The sequence below is a fragment of the Aureimonas sp. Leaf324 genome (assembly GCF_001423245.1).
Classification (GTDB): domain Bacteria; phylum Pseudomonadota; class Alphaproteobacteria; order Rhizobiales; family Rhizobiaceae; genus Aureimonas.
In genome coordinates, this window is record NZ_LMOH01000029.1 from 104,284 (window position 1) to 121,720 (window position 17,437).

Consider the following 17,437-nt stretch of genomic DNA (forward strand, 5'->3'; position numbering starts at 1 on the left):
GAAAGCCGCCGAAGCGGCCTCACCTCCCGCGAACCTCTAACCGAACGGCGGCAAATGTCACGCGAACGGCCGGTGGCCGCGCCCGCGTCAGAAGACGCTGGCGCCGGTGTCGGCGGTGCCGACGGCACGGCGGAACACGGCGAAGAGTTCGCGCCCAAGCCCGACCTCGTTGGCCGAGAGGTCCGCCTCGGCATTGGGGCGGCGCGCGAACTCGGCCGGATCCACCAGCACTTCCAGCGTGCCGGCCTCGCCGTCGAGGCGAATGAGATCGCCGTCGCGGATCTTGCCGATCGGCCCGCCGTCGAGGGCTTCCGGCGTGACGTGGATCGCGGCCGGCACCTTTCCGGACGCGCCCGACATGCGCCCGTCGGTGACGAGCGCCACCTTCTGGCCCCGGTCCTGCAGGACGCCGAGCGAGGGCGTCAGCTTGTGAAGCTCGGGCATGCCGTTGGACTTCGGGCCCTGGAAGCGGACGACGGCGACGAAGTCGCCCGTGAGTTCGCCGGCCTTGAAGGCACGCTGCAGCGCGTCCTGGTCGTGGAACACGCGGGCCGGCGCCTCGACGACGCGCTTTTCCGGCTTCACCGCCGAGACCTTGATCACGGCCTTGCCGACGTTTCCGGTCAGCATGCGAAGGCCGCCGTTCGCGGAGAAGGGCTTGTCGGCCGTGGTGAGCACCTTCGGATCGCCGCTCGTCGCGGGCGCCGGCACGCGCACGACCTGCCCCCCGTCCCCAAGCTTGGCCTCGACCGTGTAGGCCGACAGACCCGGTCCCCAGGCGGTGCGCACGTCGTCGTGCAGGAGCCCGTGGCTGAGAAGCTCGCGGATCAGGAAGCCCATGCCGCCGGCCGCCTGGAAGTGGTTCACGTCGGCCAGCCCGTTGGGGTAGACGCGGGCGAGCAGCGGCGTCACCTCCGACAGCTCGGAAATGTCGCCCCAGGTCAGCTGGATGCCGGCGGCGGCCGCCATCGCGACGAGATGCAGCGTGTGGTTGGTCGAGCCGCCGGTGGCATGGAGCCCGACGACGCCGTTCACCACCGCGCGCTCGTCGACCACGAGGCCGGCCGGCGTGTATTCGTTGCCGAGCGCGGTGATCGAGAGGGCGCGGCGCGTCGCCTCGCGGGTCAGGGCGTCACGCAGCGGCGTGTTCGGGTTGACGAAGGACGAGCCCGGCGTATGGAGGCCCATGATCTCCATCAGCATCTGGTTGGAGTTGGCCGTGCCGTAGAAGGTGCAGGTGCCCGGCCCGTGATAGCTCTTCGACTCGGCTTCGAGCAGCGCGTCGCGGCCGACCTTTCCTTCCGCGTAGAGCTGGCGGATCCGCGCCTTCTCGTCGTTCGGAAGGCCGGTCGTCATCGGACCCGCCGGCACGAAGATCGCCGGCAGGTGGCCGAAGGAGAGCGCCGCGATCACGAGGCCCGGCACGATCTTGTCGCAGACGCCGAGATAGACGGCCGCGTCGTACATGTCGTGGCTGAGGCCGACGGCAGCCGACAAGGCGATCACGTCGCGTGAGAAGAGCGACAGCTCCATGCCGATCTGGCCTTGCGTGACGCCGTCGCACATCGCCGGCACGCCGCCCGCGACCTGCGCCGTCGCACCCGCCTCGCGCGCCGTCTGGCGGATGATCTCAGGGTAAGTCTCGAACGGCTGATGGGCCGAGAGCATGTCGTTGTAGGAGGTGATGATGCCGAGATTGAGCGTGGTGTCGCCGGTCAGCCGCGCCTTGTCGGTCGGGCCGCAGGCGGCAAAGCCATGAGCGAGGTTGCCGCAGTTGAGCGCGGCGCGCTTGGGGGCGCTCTCGCCCTTCAGGCGGATGCGGTCGACATAGGGTTCGCGCGTCGGCTTGGAGCGCTCGCGGATGCGGTTGGTGATCTCTTCGATGCGGCGGTCGGCGGCCATGGCATCATCCCTTCGGGTCGCAGGGGCGTGGTTTGCGGCGCGTCAGGGCGCCCAGAAGACTTGCAAGGGTTCGTCGCGCGGCGCGCGCAGGACGGAGCGGACCGGCATGTCGGGCACCGGACCGTCGGCCAGCGCCTTCGATAAGGTTTCGCGCTTCTCGTCGCCCTCGATGTGAAGCGCCAGGAACCGCGCCTCCAGAAGGAAGGGCAGCGCCAGCGTGATGCGCGGCTCGTCGGCCCCCGGTGCCTGGATGGCGACGACGCGGTGACCCGCCTGCGGGTCGATCGCTTGCGCCAGCCGGTCGGCGCCGGGAAAGAACGATGCGGTGTGGCCGTCGTTGCCCATGCCGAGGATCACGGCGTCGAACGGGCGGGGCAGGGCGGAAAGGCGCCGCGACACCTCGTCCTCGGCCTCGCGGGCGCTCGGCCCCTCCTCGAACAAGGGTTCGAGCCGCGCGCTCGCGGCGGGTCCCGTCAGGAGGTTCTCGCGCACGAGGCGCGTGTTGGAGCGATCGCTCGTCTCGGGCACCCAGCGCTCGTCGACGAGGCAGACGGTGACGCGCGACCAGTCGAGTTCGGCTTTCGCCAGCGTCCGGAAGAAGAGCTTCGGCGTCGAGCCGCCGGAGACCGCGAGCACCGCCTGGCCGCGCGTTGCGATACCTCCGCAAAGGACCGCGGCGACGCCGGTCGCCAGTGCCTCGGCCAGCGCCTCGCGCGTCGGATAGTGGTGCTCGCGTATCGTCATCCCAGCCTCAATCGGGTTCGTGCCAAGTGCGCCCGTCGCGCTCGATCAGCGCGATCGAGGAGGAGGGGCCCCAGGTGCCGGACGTGTAGCCCTGCGGACGCACGGCCCGCGCGTCCCAGGCCTTGAGGATCGGGTCGACCCACTCCCAGGCCGCCTCGACCTCGTCGCGGCGCATGAACAGGGTCTGGTTGCCCCGGATCACATCCATCAGAAGACGCTCATACGCGTCCGGGTTCCGCACGTGGAAGCTCTCGGCGAAGCTCATGTCGAGCGGCACGTGGCGCAGGCGCATGCCGCCGGGGCCGGGATCCTTGATCATCAGCCACTGCTTCACGCCCTCGTCGGGCTGCAGGCGCATGACGAGCTGGTTCTGCTGCACGTGGCCGGCCGAGCCCTCGAAGATCGAGTGCGGGATCGGCCGGAAGGTGACGACGATCTCGCTCATGCGCTCCGACAGGCGCTTGCCGGTGCGGATGTAGAAGGGCACGCCGGCCCAGCGCCAGTTGTTGATCTCGGCCTTGATGGCGACGAAGGTCTCGGTGTCGCTCGTCGGCTCGCCGAGATCCTCGAGATAGCCCTTCACCGCGCCGCCGTTGGAGGCGCCGGCCTTGTACTGGCCGCGCACGGTGAGGTGCTCGATGTTGCTCTCGTCGATGCGCTTCAGCGAGCGCAGGATCTTCAGCTTCTCGTCGCGCAGCGCGTCGGCGTCCATCGCGGACGGCGGCTCCAGCGCCACGAGGCAGACGAGCTGCAGGATGTGGTTCTGCACCATGTCGCGCAGCGCGCCAGCCTTGTCGTAGTAGCCCGCGCGCCCCTCGAGGCCGACGCTCTCGGCCACCGTGATCTGGACGTGGTCGACATAGGCCGAGTTCCAGAGCGGCTCGTAGAGCATGTTGGCAAAGCGCAGAGCCATCAGGTTCTGCACCGTTTCCTTGCCGAGATAGTGGTCGATGCGGAAGACCTGGCTCTCGTCGAAGTGCTCGCCGATCAGGGCGTTCAGGGCCTTCGCCGAGGCGAGATCGCGCCCGACCGGCTTCTCGACGACGATGCGCGTCTTCTCGTGGGCCAAGCCGTGGCGCTTCACCGAGGACGCGAGGTCGCCGAAGAGGCTCGGGCTGACGGCGAGATAAAAGGCGCGGATGCGGTCCTGACCGGCCTCGTCGAGAAGGCTCTTCAGCTCGGCCCAGCCGGTCTCGCTCTTGGCGTCCACCTGCCGGTAGAAGAGGCGCGACAGGAAGCGCTCGACGGCCTCCTCCGTGCGATGGGCCTCGCCGACGAAGGCGTTCAGCGCCTCGCGGCCGAAGACGCGGTATTCCTCGTCGGAAAAGGGCGTGCGCGAAGCGCCGATGATGCGCGCGCCGGGCGGGATCTGGCCGTCGAGGTCCCGATGGTAGAGCGCTGGCAGGAGCTTGCGCTCGGCCAGGTCGCCGTTGCCGCCGAAAACGATGTAGTCGAAGCATTCGACAGGAATGATCTGACTGGACACGCGATGCCTTCTCCGTTCAGCGGGGAACCGGTTTATGGCCGATCCGATCCCGCAGCCGTGGATAATTCAATCGATTGAAAAAGGAAAGGTCGATCCGTGCGGGCCTCGGCCCGGACGGATCGACGTATCATGGCTTGTGGGGACGGCGCGCGGCCGCTCGCGCGATCGCGCTGATCAGGAGATCGCTGACGAACGGCTTCTTCACCGCGTCGGCACCGCGCGCTTCCTCGGGGAACTCGATCGCCTCGCCGTAGCCGGTGACGAACACGAAGGGGATGCCCCTGGCGTTGAGGTCGCGCACCAGCGGGAACGAGGTTTCCGAGCCGAGATTGACGTCGAGAAGCGCGACGTCGACCGGCCTCGTGTCGATCACCTTGCGCGCCTCGCCGACGCTGGCGGCGGTGAAGACTTCCGTCATCCCGTGTTCGGCCAGCAGCTGCTCGGCATCGAGCGAGATGATGAGGTTGTCCTCGACCACGAGGCCGCGAAGACCGGCGAGCGCCGCGACCGGCGCCGGCGAGGCATGGGCTTCGATGGGCGCCTGCGCGATCGGGGCGCCGACATCGCCAGCCAGATGGAAGACGTTGCCGGGCAGGGTGAAATGCGCACGCACGCCCGCCAGATGGTAGTCGATGCGCGCCTCGCCCGAGAGATCGTGCGGGATCGAGCGCTCGATGATCGTGGAGCCGAAGCCCCGGCGCGTCGGCGCGGTGACCGGCGGCCCGCCGCTCTCCGCCCATTCGATCCGGCAGGCGTCGTTGTCGTCGATGAACCAGTTCACCGCGACGCTGCCGGACGAGTCGGACAGGGCGCCGTACTTCGCCGAGTTGGTCACGAGTTCGTGGAAGACCAGCGCCAGCGTCGAGAAGGTCACGGCCTCGACGACGATCTCGGGCCCCGACATCAGGACGCGGCTCGCCTTCTCGCCGATATAGGCCGAGACCTCGGTGCGGATGATGTCGCTCAGCGTCACCGCGCCGGCGTCCGCGCTCGTGATCTGGTCGTGGGCGCGCGCCAGCGCCTGGATGCGCCCGCCGATGATCACGGCGAAGTCGTCGACGGTCGACGCGCCCGGCTTCGACTGCACCACCAGCGCCCGGATCAGGCTGAGAATGTTGCGCACGCGGTGGTTCAGCTCGGCGATCAGGAGTTCCTGGCGCTGCGTGGCGAGCGTCTGCTGGCGCTGCGATTCCTCGTTGAAGCGCAGGAGCACCTCGAGGATCGAGACGCGCAGCCCCTCGGCGGCCTTGGTCTCGCTGACGGTCCAGGGCACGCTCTTGCCGTGGACGGTCTGCTTCCAGGCCTCGAAGCTCTTGCGCGGCGTCAGGCGCACGCCGTTCGGGCCGACCGTGCGCTCCTTGGTCTTCGGATCGCCCGCCCAGGTCACCGTCTGGATGATCTCGCGGCGGAAGAACAGGAGATAGTCGCGCGGCGAGCGCGAGATCGGGATCGCGAGAACGCCGGATGCGCGTTCGATATAGTCGGCCGCCGGCGGGTGGACCGCCGACATCTCGTCGGTCGCGAAGATCCGGCCGGAGCCCGCGCGATTGAGAAAGCGCGCGAGATGGGCGATCTCTTCCGGCGTCGGGCAGTGGCCGTAGCACTGCGCTTCGCCCTTGACGTAGACCGCGAAGCCGTCGGCCGGGATGATCTCGCGCAGGTCGTCGGCGAACTCACCGATCGTGTCGAGCGTCGAGGACGCCGCGACGATGCGCGAGACGAAGCGGTCGTGCAGGACGCGGCCAGCTTCCTCGAGCTGGCGCTGCTCCTTGGCGAGGCGCCCCTCGATGATCAGCGACACCATCTGGCCGAACAATTCGGCCGCGGCGCGCACCTCCATCGCGAGATGTCGCGGCGCGTAGTTGTGGAGCGCGAAGAGACCCCAGAGCTGGCCGTCGATGACGATCGACACCGACATGGAGGCGGAAACGCCCATGTTGGTGAGGTATTCGATGTGGATCGGCGAGACCGAGCGCAGCACCGAGAGCGACAGGTCGAGCGCCTTGCCGTGCGGGTCGAACTCCGGGATCACCGGCACGGTCTCGGACTGGACGTCCGCGATGAGGCGCACCTGGTTGCGGATGTAGAGGGCGCGCGCCTGGGGCGGGATGTCGGTTGCCGGGTAGTTCAGGCCGAGAAACGAGCCGATGCCGGAGCGCGCGGCCTCCGCGATCACGGAACCCGCGCCTTCGCTGGCGAAGCGATAGAGCATCACGCGGTCGAAGCCTGTGATGCCGCGCAGCTGGCGCACGCTTTCCTTGTACAGGCCGTCGAGCCCCTGCGTCTTCTGGACCCGCGTGATCATGCTCTTGACGAGCGCGCCCGGGTTGGTCGACGGGCGCTCGGCCTGCGGCTCGGCCTCGATGATGATCGAGCCGCCGGACACGTGGATCGCCACGTCGAAGCGCATGCCCGTGCCGAAGAGGTCGACGCCGACGATGCGCTCGGCGCCATTGTCGCCCGACAGGATCTGCAGGCGGCCGCGGATCGAGTGGAGCGCGCTTTCCGAGACGATGGTGAGAACGGACTCGCCGAGCAGGCTCTCGGGCTCGCGCCCGACGACGTCACCGATATTGGTCGAGACGCGTTCGATCAGCCAGTCGGTCGACACCGCCAGGAGATAGCCGAAGTTCTGGATCCGACCCAGGAACTGGATCGGCTCGCGCTCGCAATTGGTGATGTCGACGTCGCCGAACGGCGGTGGCTGGATCGTCAAGCGCGGGTCGTCCTCTCGTCGTCGTCCCCGCACAGCATGCGGAAGTAGCGGAACGTCGCGTCCGCCGCTGCCGTCGCCCGCCGCATGTCGTCCTCGCTCGCCGGCTCGGCCGCCATGCGATCGAGCAGCCGTGTGAACGGGCGCGCGTCGCTGGAAGCCTCCAGATAGTGAGTCGGCCACCGCGCGCCAGAAAGTCGTTCATCACGATTGATGGCGCGCAACATATATTTAGCGCCCAGACGCGAGCCTTCCAGCACGTAGGCGATGCCGAACGCCTCGAAGATATCGGGTCGCGGCAAAGGAAAAGGCGAGGCCGGGCGCGGCTCGATCCCGAGCGCCTGCGCATCGCGCTGCGCCGCGTCCAGGCGGTCGGCGTGGTCGCCGCCCGCGCCCGGACGCCCGAGCGGACTCCCGGCCAGCACCGGCTCGATCGCCTCGTGAGCCTCGCGGTTCATGGCGATGAAGCGCCGGTACTGCGCGCCGGAGGCATCGGCGAACATGTCGGAGAACGAAGCGTCGAGGGCTTCGTGCGCGTCACGCGTGTCCGTGCGCAGCCGATCCCGCAAGGACGGTTCGGCGCGGGATGGGGCAGGGGTGGCGCTCAAATCGACGACTTCTGAGGGATCGGACAAAATGGAAACGCAGGCGTTCCTTTCGCCCTTTTCCGTCATCACAACCGATCGCGCAAGGCGTACCACGTCATGGCGAGAAACAGGAGCGGCGCCCGCAGCCAGGTGCCGCCGGGGAAGGCGGGAATGTCGAGATCCCGCAGTTCGGCGAGAGGGTCGCCGCGACCCGTCAGCCGGTCGGCGTAGAGCTTGCCCGTCCAGTGCGTCAGCATCACCCCGTGGCCCGAAAATCCCGCAACGACGTCGAGACCGGGCTTGGCTTCCGCGACATAGGGCATGCGCGGCATGGTGACGGCGACCGAGCCGCCCCAGGCATGGGTGAAGCGCACGTCCGAGAGATGCGGCCAGATCGAGACGACCTGTTTGCGGATCTGCCCGGCGATGTCGCCCGACGCCGAGGTGTAGGCCTCGCGCCCACCGAACAGGAGCCGCCCGTCGGCGCTCTTGCGGAAATAGCGCACCACGAAGCGGGAATCGTCCGCCGCCTCGTTGCCGGGCAGGACGCGGTCCGGCTCGGCCAGGGGCTCGCTCGCCGCGATGAACGAGCGGATCGGCATGACATGCGCGGCGCTTTCCGGCTCGAGCCGGCCACCATGGGCGTTGGTCGCGAGAAGCACGCGCGCGGCGGTGATCGTGCCACGGGCCGTTCGCGCCTCCCAGAGCCCGCCTGCGGTGCGCGTCAGGCCCTCGATGCGCGTGTCCTCGCAGAGCCGCGCGCCGGCGCGGGCCGCCGCACGCCCGAGGCCGACGAGAAGCTTCATCGGATGGAGGTGCCCGGTGCCGATGTCGCGAAGGCCGGCATGGTAGGTGCCGGAGCCGAGGCGCGCGGCGGTCTCATCGCGGTCCATGAACCGGAGGTGCGGGTAGTCGTAGCGCTCGGCGAGGAGGTCGGCGTGCCGGCGGAACTCGTCGACGTAGCGCGTCCGGTGGGCGAGCGAGATCTGGCCCGGTCGGAAGTCGGCGACGATGCCCTCGCGCATCATGGTTTCGTGCAGCCCGGCTTTCGCGTCCTCCGCCATCGCGAAAAGGCGGCGGGCCGTCTCCAGCCCGTATTTCTCTTCCATCTCCTCCGGCCACAGGCGCTGACCGGTGCCGAACTGGCCGCCGTTGCGCCCCGAAGCGCCGTCGCCGAGCCGGGCCGCCTCGCAGAGCACCACGTCGATGCCGGCGCGGGCGAGGTGGAGCGCGGCGGACAGGCCGGTGAAGCCGCCGCCGACGACGAGGACATCGGCGCGCGTCGAGCCGTCGAGCGCCGGATAGCGCGGGCGCTCGCCGACGGAGTCTTCGTACCAGGACCGGCCCGGCGAGATCGGGGATTGGTAGGGCTCAGACATTCAGGAGCAGGAACTCGCGCTCCCACGGGCTGATGACTTGCATGAAGGTCTCGTGCTCGCCGCGCTTGATGCCGGCATAGGTGCCGACGAATTCTTTCGACAGCACCTCCTGGAACGCCTCCTCGGCCTCGAAGGCGGCGACCGCCTCGAGGAGGCCGCGCGGCAGCGAGATCACGCCGTCCTCGTTGACGGTGCGGTCGGTCGGCTGGTCCGGCTCCACCGCGTTGACCATGCCGAGCCAGCCGCAGGCGAGCGAAGCCGCGAGCGCGAGATAGGGGTTGGCGTCGGACGAGGGCAGGCGGTTCTCGACGCGCCGCGCGGCGGCGTCCGACGCCGGCACGCGGAAGGCCGTGGTGCGGTTGTCGAAGCCCCAGGCGTTGTTGGTCGGCGCCGACATGCCGTAGGTGAGGCGGCGATAGGAGTTGACGTAAGGCGCCATCATCACGAGCGCTGCCGGCACGTAGCGCTGCATGCCCCCGAGGAAGTGGTAGAACAGCGGCGACGGCGAGCCGTCTTCGCCTGAGAAGACGTTGCGCCCGGTCGCGAGATCCACCACCGACTGGTGGATGTGCATGGCCGAGCCGGGCTGGCCCTGGATGGGCTTGGCCATGAAGGTCGCGTAGATGTCGTGCTTCAGCGCCGCCTCGCGGATCGTGCGCTTGAACATGAAGACCTGGTCGGCCAGCTCCACCGGGTTGCCGTGCCGCAGGTTGATCTCGAGCTGCGCCGCGCCGTCCTCGTGGATCAGCGTGTCGATCTCGAGGCCCTGCCCGTCGGAGAAGTGGTAGATGTCGTCGATCAGCTCGTCGAACTCGTTGATGCCGCCGATCGAATAGGCCTGCCCGCCCTGAATCTGGCGCCCCGAGCGGCCGATCGGCGGCGTCAGCGGATAGTCGGGGTCGACGTTCTTGGAGACGAGATAGAACTCGATCTCGGGCGCCACGACCGGGCGCCAGCCGCGGTCCTCGTAGAGCTTCACGACGCGCTTGAGCACGTTGCGCGGGGTGTAACCGACCGCCTCGCCGGCCGTGTCCACGAGATCGCAGATCACCTGCGCCGTCGGGTCGGTTTCCCAGGGCACGGCCGACAGCGTCGAGAGGTCCGGCACGAGCTTCAGGTCGCCGTCGTTCGGCGAGTAACGGAACGAGCCGGTCTCCTCCGGATACTCGCCCGAGATCGTGTGCATGAAGAGCGCGGAAGGCAGCGCCAGCGACGTGTTGCCGGTGAACTTCTTGGCCGGCATCATCTTGCCGCGCGCGACGCCCGCAAGGTCGGGCGTGATGCATTCGAGATCCTCGATCCCGCGCACGCGCAGCCATTCGGCGGCTTCCGCCATGGAGCGCACGCCGCGCCGGGAATCGAGGAAGCCGGAGCGGTCGGCGGCCGCGGCCGGCACCGTCTTGGCGATCCGAGGCCGCTCGGCCGGCGCGGCGGACACCTTGCCGATCGTCCTCCCCTCCGGTGCACCGCGCCGCTTCGGCTTGTCGCGCTTGATCTTCGACAAGGCGCCGGCATCGTGCTTGGGCGGTCGGGTACGGTCCTGCATGCGGTCCTGCTGGCAAGGGGCAGATGAGGGAAGCATAGCCGGTTGCCGAGAAAGCCGAAAGCCTCCGGCGGCAGGGCGCCGGAGGCTCGTCTGGCCGACCGTGCGGCGTCTCAGACGCGACCGGCGAGCACCACCGGGATCATCAGGTCGCCCCAGCTTCCGTCGCCGCCGTGATGGCGGGCCGAGCGGACGAGCTCGATCGAGACGCCGGCCTCGACGGCGCGCATCACGGACTGGTTGAGGCGGTGCAGGTCGTTAGCGAGGATGCGGATGGCGTTCTGCGCGTCCTCCGACAGCGTGCTCGCCTGCGCCTCGGCGCGCTCGCGGACATGGGTGCGGGGACGATCGATCGGGCTGATGTTGCTCATGGTGCTTCTCCTGTTTTCGCGCTGGGACGAGGGGTCATTCGGCGGCGTGACGGAACTGCGCGGCTTCGGTCGAGCCGTGCATGGCGGTGGTCGAGGACGCGCCGCCGCCGATCACCGTGGCGAGCGCGTCGAAGTAGCCGGTGCCGACCTCGCGCTGGTGGCGCGTCGCGGTGTAGCCGTTGGCTTCCGCCGCGAACTCGGCCTCCTGCAGCTCGGAATAGGCGGCCATCTGCCGGTCGCGGTAGCCGCGCGCCAGCTCGAACATGCCGAAGTTCAGCTGGTGGAAGCCGGCGAGCGTGATGAACTGGAACTTGTAGCCCATGGCGCCGAGCTCGCGCTGGAATTTCGCGATCGTCGCCTCGTCGAGGTTCTTGCGCCAGTTGAACGAGGGCGAGCAGTTGTAGGCCAGCATCTGGTCGGGGTGCTCGCGCCGCACGGCTTCGGCAAAGCGCCGCGCCTCCCCGAGATCGGGCTTGGAGGTCTCGCACCAGATGAGGTCGGCGTGCGGCGCATAGGCGATGGCGCGCGCGATGCAGGGCTCCAGCCCGTTCCTCACATGGAAGAAGCCCTCCGGCGTGCGGCCCCGGTCGTGATCGACGAACGGCCGGTCGCGCTCGTCGATGTCGGAGGTGAGAAGCGTCGCGGCTTCGGCGTCGGTGCGCGCGATGACGAGCGTGGGCGTGCCCATCGTGTCGGCGGCGAGCCGCGCGGCGGTGAGATTGCGGATGTGCGCCGCCGTCGGGATCAGCACCTTGCCGCCGAGATGGCCGCACTTCTTCTCGGACGCCAGCTGGTCCTCGAAGTGCACGCCGGCCGCCCCCGCCTCGATGAAGGCCTTTGTGATCTCGAAGGCGTTGAGCGGCCCGCCGAAGCCGGCCTCGGCGTCGGCGACGATCGGCGCGAACCACGTGTCGACCGAATGGCGGCCTTCCGCCGTCTCGATCTGGTCGGCGCGCTGCAGCGTGCGGTTGATGCGGCGGCAGAGCTCGGGCGCGGCGTTGGCGGGATAGAGCGACTGGTCGGGATACATCGCGCCGGCCGTGTTGGCGTCGGCCGCCACCTGCCAGCCCGACAGGTAGATCGCCTTCAGCCCGGCGCGGACCTGTTGCATCGCCTGGTTGCCGGTCATCGCGCCCAGCGCGTTGACGAAGTCCTCCTCGTGGAGAAGCTTCCAGAGCCGGTTGGCGCCGTTCTCGGCCAGCGTGTGGCGGATCGCGACCGAGCCGCGCAGCCGCTCGACATCGGCCACCGTATAGGCGCGTTCCACACCGTCGAAGCGGCCCTCGGGGGCGCTGGGAACGAGCGTGTAAAAATCGGTCATCGCGGTGGCTCCTGTGTCCTGTCCGTCCTGGCCCGCCGACTGGATGCGGCGTCCGTGGAAAGAAATTGACAAGCCTGGTCTTTGAAGGCGACCCTGATCTGCCGGGATGACCTCGCAATTCGTGTCGGGTTGTCGCGATCCCGACAAGCCGGCTGGTCGGTTTGTAAAATTCAGTCAAGGAACCGATATGGCCGACAACAAGGTCTTTGCCGGACCCAAGGTGCGGCGCCTGCGCAACCAGCTTGGCCTGACGCAGACGGCGATGGCCGGCACGCTCGGCATCTCGCCCTCCTATCTCAACCTCATCGAGCGCGATCAGCGGCCGCTCACGGTCCAGCTTCTCCTGAAGATGGCGCAGGCCTTCTCGCTCGATCTCGGGGAATGGCAGGGCGGCGACCGCGAGAAGGTGGTGGCCGACCTCCGGCGCATCTTCGCCGACCCGCTGATCGCGGGCGAACTGCCGGGCGAGGGTGAGCTCGTCGAGCTCGCCGACGCCGCGCCCAACGTCGCGGCGGCCTTCGCCAAGCTTCACCGGGCTTATGGCGAGACGCAAGCGCGGCTGTCCGACCTGTCGGCCGCGATGGGTCGCGGCGAGGGAGCGGGGCTCCGGCTGTCCCGCCTGCCGCTCGACGAGGTGCGCGAGGTGCTGGAAAGCCGCCCGCACCATCATGCCGCGCTGGAGGGCGCGGCCGAGCGCCTTCGCACCGAGGTCGGGCCCGTCAGCGAGGACCTCGGCGGCGCGCTGCGGCGCTGGCTGCGCAAGCGTCACGACATTGCGGTGCGTGTCCTGCCGGTCGAGGTGATGCCGCTCTGGCGGCGGCGCTACGACCGCCATTCGCGGCGCCTGTTCCTGTCGGAGCGCCTCGACGCCGCGGGCCGCCTGCGCGAGACCGCGGCGGAGGCCGTGCGCCTCGCCTTCGGCGACGCCGTGGCGGCCGAGGTCGCGAGCTTCGGCTTCTCCAGCGACGAGGCGCAGCGCATCGCGGTGCGCGAACTGACCCGCTACGCCGCGCTCGCCCTCGTCATGCCCTACGGCGCGTTCCGCGATGCGGCCGTGTCGGTCGGCTACGACGTCGAACGGCTGGCCGCCCGCTTCGGCGCGAGCTTCACCGATGCCGCGGAACGGCTGACCTCTCTCCAGCGCCGCACGGCACCGGGGCCGCCCTTCTTCTTCCTAGAAGCCGACCCGGTGGGCCATGTCCTCAGGCGGGCCGGCGCGCGGGGCTTTCCGGCGGCGCTCTTCGGCGGCGCCTGCGCACGGCTTCCGCATGTGCGGGCCGGCGATGCAGTCTTGGCCGAGCGCGCCGAGTTGCCGGACGGCACGACGTGGCTTCTGGTCGCCAAGGAAGAGGCGGGCCTTGCCGGCGACTTTCCCGATCCCGGCCGGCGCACGCGCGTTCTCCTCGGCTGCGAATGGGAGGCGGCGGCTGAGACGGTCTATGCGCGCGCGCTCGGAACGGCGCGCGCCGTCGGCATCGGCCCGGCCTGCCGGACCTGCGAGCGCGAGGCCTGCGCGTCGCGCGCCGAGCCCCCGCTGACGCGCCCGCTCGCGCTCGACGAATGGGTTTCAGGTCTGACCCCTTACGATTTCCGTTGAAACGCGCGCTGAAAGGGCGCCATGCAAACGGCGAACGGCCGCGCGGCCGTGCCAGTATCGGACACGATCATGACAGACACGTCGTCGAACAAGGCCGGCCCCCAGCAGACCGGCAAGACGCAAGGGCTCGAGGACACGATGAGCCGCCAGGGCGCGGCGGCCCGCGTCGTGCAGGGCCTCGTCGACAAGGCCGAGGCGCTGAACCTGAAATATGCCGCGAACGGCAATCCGCCGGTCTATCCGACCGACGAGTTTCCCTGGGCGCGCGAGGTCGAGGGCGAATGGCGCCTGATCCGCGCCGAGCTCGACAGGATCCTCGTGCGCAAGGGCGACCTGCCGGCCTTCCACGAGATCTCGTCCGAGGTCCGCTCGATCTCGTCGGACCAGAACTGGAAGACGTTCTTCCTGTGCGGCTACGGCATCAAGTCCGAGGAGGCGATCCGCCAGTGCCCCGAGACCTGGCGCATCCTGCAGAAGATCCCGGGCCTCAAGTCGGCGATGTTCTCGATCTTCGAGCCGGGCAAACACCTGCCGCCGCACCGCGGTCCCTATAACGGCGTCCTGCGCTTCCATCTCGGGCTGATCGTGCCCGACCAGCCGGACAAGATCGGCATCCGCATCGCCGACGACACGCGCCACTGGCGCGAAGGCGAGGCGCTGATCTTCGACGACGCCTACGAGCACGAGGCCTGGAACCACTCGGACTCGGTGCGCGTGGTGCTGTTCGTCGACTTCGAGAAGCCGCTGCGGTTTCCGGCCAGCGTCACCAACAAGGCGGTGCTGAACCTTGCCGTCTTCACGCCCTTCATCCGCGAGGGCTACAAGGCCCACAAGGCCTGGGAAAAGATGTTCTACGGCGAGGGGCGCAAGCACCGATGAACGCGGCCCGCCCGCCGGTCGCGGCCGACTGGCGTCGGATGGCGCCGGGCGATACGGCCGCCGTCGTGGCGCTCGCCGACCGGGTGCACCCGACGTTCCACGAGGACGAGGCCGTCTTCCGCGATCGCCTCGTGCTGTTTCCGGACGGCTCGCTGGTGCTGCCGGCGCCGGGCGGCGGGCTCGCGGCCTATGCGATCGCCTATCCCGTGCGCCGCTTCGCCCCGCCGCCGCTCGACACCGTGCTCGGCCGCCTGCCGCAGGACGCCGACGCGCTTTATATCCACGACGTCGCGGTGGCGCCGGAATGGCGCGGGCGAGGGCTTGCCGAGCCCGCGATCGCGCGGCTTCTTGCGCTCTCCGAGCCCTTCGGAGCGGCGGTTCTCGTGTCGGTCTATGGCACCCCGCCCTTCTGGGCGCGGCACGGCTTCCGGCCCGTCGAGGACGCAGCGCTGGCGCCCAAGCTCGCGAGCTACGGCGAGGACGCCGTGTTCATGCAGCGCGAGACTATGAAGGAAACATGAAAGTCGGTCGCCGGCCCTAGGCAAATCACGGCGCTTTCGCAATATTGCCTTGCAATACAGATCGATGCGAAAGGTGCCCGTCCGATGCGATTGACCCCCTTCCTGCTGGCCGGCGTGCTCGCCGGTCTCGGCACTCATGCGGCCTTCGCGCAGGACAAGGTGCTCAACGTCTTCAACTGGTCGGACTACATCGACACCTCGATCATCGACGACTTCACCAAGGAAACCGGGATCCGGGTCGTCTACGACACCTACGATTCCAACGAGATCCTGGAAACGCGCCTCTTGGCCGGCGGCAGCGGCTACGACGTCGTGGTGCCCTCGGCCGAGTACCTGTCGCGCCAGATCGACGCGGGCGTCTTCCAGAAGCTCGACATGGCTAAGTTGCCGAACCTGAAGAACATGTGGCCGGTGGTCACCGAGCGCGTGGCGGCCTACGATCCCGGCAACGCCCACTCGGTCAACTACATGTGGGGCACGACGGGCATCGGCTACAACGCCGCCAAGGTAAAGGAGCTGGCGCCGGACGCGCCGCTCGATTCCTGGGCCCTCGTCTTCGATCCGAAGTTCGCCGAGCCCCTGTCGAAGTGCGGCATCGACATGCTCGACGCGCCGGGCGAGATCCTGCCGGCGGCGCTGCAGTATCTCGGGCTCGACCCGAACGCGACCGACGCGGATTCGCTCGGCAAGGCGCAGGAACTCCTGATGAGCGTGCGCCCCTTCATCCGCAAGTTCCACTCCTCGGAATACATCAACGGCCTCGCCAACGGCGACATCTGCGTGGCGGTCGGCTTCTCCGGCGACGTCTTCCAGGCGCGCGACCGCGCGGCGGAGGCCGGGCGCGGCGTCGAGATCGGCTATTCGATCCCGAAGGAAGGCGCGATGATGTGGTTCGACCAGATGGCGATCCCCGCCGATGCGCCGCATGTCGAGGAAGCGCACGTCTTCATCAACTACATGATGCGCCCCGAGGTGATCGCGAAGGCGACGGACTTCGTGTCCTATGCCAACGGCAATCTCGCCTCGCAACCGCTGATCAAGAAGGAGATCCTCGACGATCCGGCGATCTACCCGGACGAGGCGACGCTCCAGAAGCTCTTCATCAAGCGCCCCTACGACTCGCGCGCCCAGCGCCTGGCGACCCGCGCCTTCACCACGGTGAAGACCGGCCGCTGACGGCTGAAACGGCCGGGCGCTCCCCTAGCGCCCGGTGACCGGCAACCGCGACACGAAGGACGGGCATGGCGGCCGCACAGAAATCCCTCGGCAATATCCGACGCAATTTCGATCCCTGGAACGATCCCGCCGCCAAGCCCCTCATCGAGTTCGACCATGTCACCAAGCGGTTCGCCGACTCGGTGGCGGTCGACGATCTGTCGCTCGGCATCTACACCCGCGAGTTCTTTGCGCTGCTCGGGCCGTCGGGCTGCGGCAAGTCCACGCTCCTGCGCATGCTGGCGGGCTTCGAAGAGCCGACGAGCGGCGACATCCGCTTAGGGGGAACGAGCCTCAAGGGCGTGCCGCCCTATCGCCGCCCCCTGAACATGATGTTCCAGTCCTATGCGCTCTTCCCGCACATGAGCGTCGAGAAGAACATTGCCTTCGGCCTGAAACAGGACGGCATGGCGCGATCGGAGATCGACGCGCGCGTCGACGAGATGCTGAAGCTCGTGAAGCTCGAGCCGTTCCGGCGCCGCAAGCCCAGCCAGTTGTCGGGCGGCCAGCAGCAGCGCGTGGCGCTCGCCCGTTCGCTCGCCAAGCGGCCGAAGGTGCTGCTTCTCGACGAGCCGCTCGGCGCGCTCGACAAGAAGCTGCGCGAGGAGACCCAGTTCGAGCTGATGGACCTCCAGCAGGAGCTCGGCCTCACCTTCGTGATCGTCACCCACGACCAGGAGGAGGCGATGACCATGGCCGACCGCATGGCCGTGATGCGGGCCGGCCGGATCTGCCAGGTCGCTCCGCCCGCCGTCGTCTACGAGGCGCCGACCTCGCGCTATGTCGCCGATTTCGTCGGCAACGTCTCGCTGATCGAGGCGGAGGTGGAGAGCGCCGCCGGCGGGCTGGCGATCCTGCGATCCGCGTCCGGGCGCATCGAGACCGAGACGGCGGTTCCGCTCGCGCCGGGGCAGACGGTCGCCTTCGCGATCCGCCCGGAAAAGGTGCGCCTGTCGCGCCGCGCGCCGGAAGCGGGCAGCGCCAACACGCTGACCGGCACGGTGTGGGACATCGGCTATCTCGGCGACGTGACGCTGTTCAACATCAAGCTCACCGACGGCACGCTGGTGCGCTCCACCGTGATCAACGCGGCGCGCGTCGCGTCCGAGCAGATCGCCTGGGAGGAAGAGGTCACGCTCTCCTTCGCGCGCGACGCCGGCGTCGTGCTGGCGGAGTAGG

At 68.9% G+C, this 17,437-nt stretch carries 14 protein-coding genes; 5 read left to right on the forward strand and 9 right to left on the reverse strand.

The genetic code is table 11. The features are described from left to right. Positions 1-87: 87 nt before the first annotated feature. The 9 genes from edd to aceA form a co-directional block, all read right to left on the reverse strand. Positions 88-1,902 carry a phosphogluconate dehydratase gene (edd, locus tag ASF65_RS19715; RefSeq protein WP_055893266.1) on the reverse strand — a complete coding sequence of 605 codons (1,815 nt, stop codon included), beginning with the start codon at positions 1,900-1,902 and terminating at the stop codon, positions 88-90. 42 nt (positions 1,903-1,944) lie between these two features. Further along, complete coding sequence (gene pgl / locus ASF65_RS19720) at positions 1,945-2,646, reverse strand: 6-phosphogluconolactonase (protein WP_055893269.1); 702 nt, start codon at positions 2,644-2,646, stop codon at positions 1,945-1,947. A gap of 7 nt (positions 2,647-2,653) precedes the next feature. Then, positions 2,654-4,132, reverse strand: a complete 1,479-nt coding sequence (gene zwf, locus ASF65_RS19725) for a glucose-6-phosphate dehydrogenase (RefSeq protein ID WP_055893272.1) — start codon at positions 4,130-4,132, stop codon at positions 2,654-2,656. 127 nt (positions 4,133-4,259) lie between these two features. After that, positions 4,260-6,848 (reverse strand): HWE histidine kinase domain-containing protein, encoded by a 2,589-nt coding sequence (locus ASF65_RS19730; protein WP_055893273.1) that lies wholly within the window; start codon positions 6,846-6,848, stop codon positions 4,260-4,262. Next, positions 6,845-7,519, reverse strand: a complete 675-nt coding sequence (locus ASF65_RS19735) for a biliverdin-producing heme oxygenase (protein WP_156369400.1) — start codon at positions 7,517-7,519, stop codon at positions 6,845-6,847. Before ASF65_RS19735 ends, ASF65_RS19730 begins: the two co-directional genes overlap by 4 nt. Further along, entirely contained in the window at positions 7,519-8,811 is a 1,293-nt protein-coding gene (locus ASF65_RS19740) for an FAD-binding oxidoreductase (RefSeq protein ID WP_055893276.1), read from the reverse strand. Before ASF65_RS19740 ends, ASF65_RS19735 begins: the two co-directional genes overlap by 1 nt. Continuing rightward, complete coding sequence (locus tag ASF65_RS19745) at positions 8,804-10,357, reverse strand: glutamine synthetase family protein (RefSeq protein WP_244486852.1); 1,554 nt, start codon at positions 10,355-10,357, stop codon at positions 8,804-8,806. The genes ASF65_RS19740 and ASF65_RS19745 overlap by 8 nt, the downstream gene beginning before the upstream one ends. Before the next feature lie 110 nt (positions 10,358-10,467). Next, positions 10,468-10,725 (reverse strand): hypothetical protein, encoded by a 258-nt coding sequence (locus ASF65_RS19750; protein WP_055893278.1) that lies wholly within the window; start codon positions 10,723-10,725, stop codon positions 10,468-10,470. Between the two features lie 34 nt (positions 10,726-10,759). After that, positions 10,760-12,046: an isocitrate lyase gene (aceA, locus tag ASF65_RS19755; RefSeq protein ID WP_055893280.1), complete on the reverse strand. Its 1,287-nt coding sequence runs from the start codon at positions 12,044-12,046 to the stop codon at positions 10,760-10,762. Positions 12,047-12,233: 187 nt separating this feature from the next. Between aceA and ASF65_RS19760 the strand changes: the two genes are divergently transcribed. The 5 genes from ASF65_RS19760 to ASF65_RS19780 all read left to right on the forward strand — a co-directional run bounded on the left by ASF65_RS19760 (position 12,234) and on the right by ASF65_RS19780 (position 17,436). Further along, positions 12,234-13,643, forward strand: a complete 1,410-nt coding sequence (locus tag ASF65_RS19760) for an XRE family transcriptional regulator (protein WP_055893284.1) — start codon at positions 12,234-12,236, stop codon at positions 13,641-13,643. 69 nt (positions 13,644-13,712) lie between these two features. Further along, positions 13,713-14,522: an aspartyl/asparaginyl beta-hydroxylase domain-containing protein gene (locus tag ASF65_RS19765; protein ID WP_082505899.1), complete on the forward strand. Its 810-nt coding sequence runs from the start codon at positions 13,713-13,715 to the stop codon at positions 14,520-14,522. After that, positions 14,519-15,043, forward strand: a complete 525-nt coding sequence (locus ASF65_RS19770) for a GNAT family N-acetyltransferase (protein ID WP_244486866.1) — start codon at positions 14,519-14,521, stop codon at positions 15,041-15,043. The genes ASF65_RS19765 and ASF65_RS19770 overlap by 4 nt, the downstream gene beginning before the upstream one ends. Positions 15,044-15,127: 84 nt before the next feature. Next, entirely contained in the window at positions 15,128-16,219 is a 1,092-nt protein-coding gene (locus tag ASF65_RS19775; protein ID WP_055893289.1) for a polyamine ABC transporter substrate-binding protein, read from the forward strand. A 65-nt stretch (positions 16,220-16,284) separates the two neighbouring features. After that, positions 16,285-17,436 (forward strand): ABC transporter ATP-binding protein, encoded by a 1,152-nt coding sequence (locus ASF65_RS19780; RefSeq protein ID WP_055893293.1) that lies wholly within the window; start codon positions 16,285-16,287, stop codon positions 17,434-17,436. Position 17,437: the final 1 nt, after the last annotated feature.

What these genes read in the sequence shown, in the direction of transcription:
- edd (WP_055893266.1), bottom strand. Translation starts at nt 1,902, where the DNA reads ATGGCCGCCGACCGCCGCATCGAAGAGATCACCAACCGCATCCGCGAG.
- pgl (WP_055893269.1), bottom strand. Translation starts at nt 2,646, where the DNA reads ATGACGATACGCGAGCACCACTATCCGACGCGCGAGGCGCTGGCCGAG.
- ASF65_RS19735 (WP_156369400.1), bottom strand. Translation starts at nt 7,519, where the DNA reads ATGACGGAAAAGGGCGAAAGGAACGCCTGCGTTTCCATTTTGTCCGAT.
- ASF65_RS19740 (WP_055893276.1), bottom strand. Translation starts at nt 8,811, where the DNA reads ATGTCTGAGCCCTACCAATCCCCGATCTCGCCGGGCCGGTCCTGGTAC.
- ASF65_RS19745 (WP_244486852.1), bottom strand. Translation starts at nt 10,357, where the DNA reads ATGCAGGACCGTACCCGACCGCCCAAGCACGATGCCGGCGCCTTGTCG.
- ASF65_RS19750 (WP_055893278.1), bottom strand. Translation starts at nt 10,725, where the DNA reads ATGAGCAACATCAGCCCGATCGATCGTCCCCGCACCCATGTCCGCGAG.
- aceA (WP_055893280.1), bottom strand. Translation starts at nt 12,046, where the DNA reads ATGACCGATTTTTACACGCTCGTTCCCAGCGCCCCCGAGGGCCGCTTC.
- ASF65_RS19760 (WP_055893284.1), top strand. Translation starts at nt 12,234, where the DNA reads ATGGCCGACAACAAGGTCTTTGCCGGACCCAAGGTGCGGCGCCTGCGC.
- ASF65_RS19765 (WP_082505899.1), top strand. Translation starts at nt 13,713, where the DNA reads ATGACAGACACGTCGTCGAACAAGGCCGGCCCCCAGCAGACCGGCAAG.
- ASF65_RS19770 (WP_244486866.1), top strand. Translation starts at nt 14,519, where the DNA reads ATGAACGCGGCCCGCCCGCCGGTCGCGGCCGACTGGCGTCGGATGGCG.
- ASF65_RS19775 (WP_055893289.1), top strand. Translation starts at nt 15,128, where the DNA reads ATGCGATTGACCCCCTTCCTGCTGGCCGGCGTGCTCGCCGGTCTCGGC.
- ASF65_RS19780 (WP_055893293.1), top strand. Translation starts at nt 16,285, where the DNA reads ATGGCGGCCGCACAGAAATCCCTCGGCAATATCCGACGCAATTTCGAT.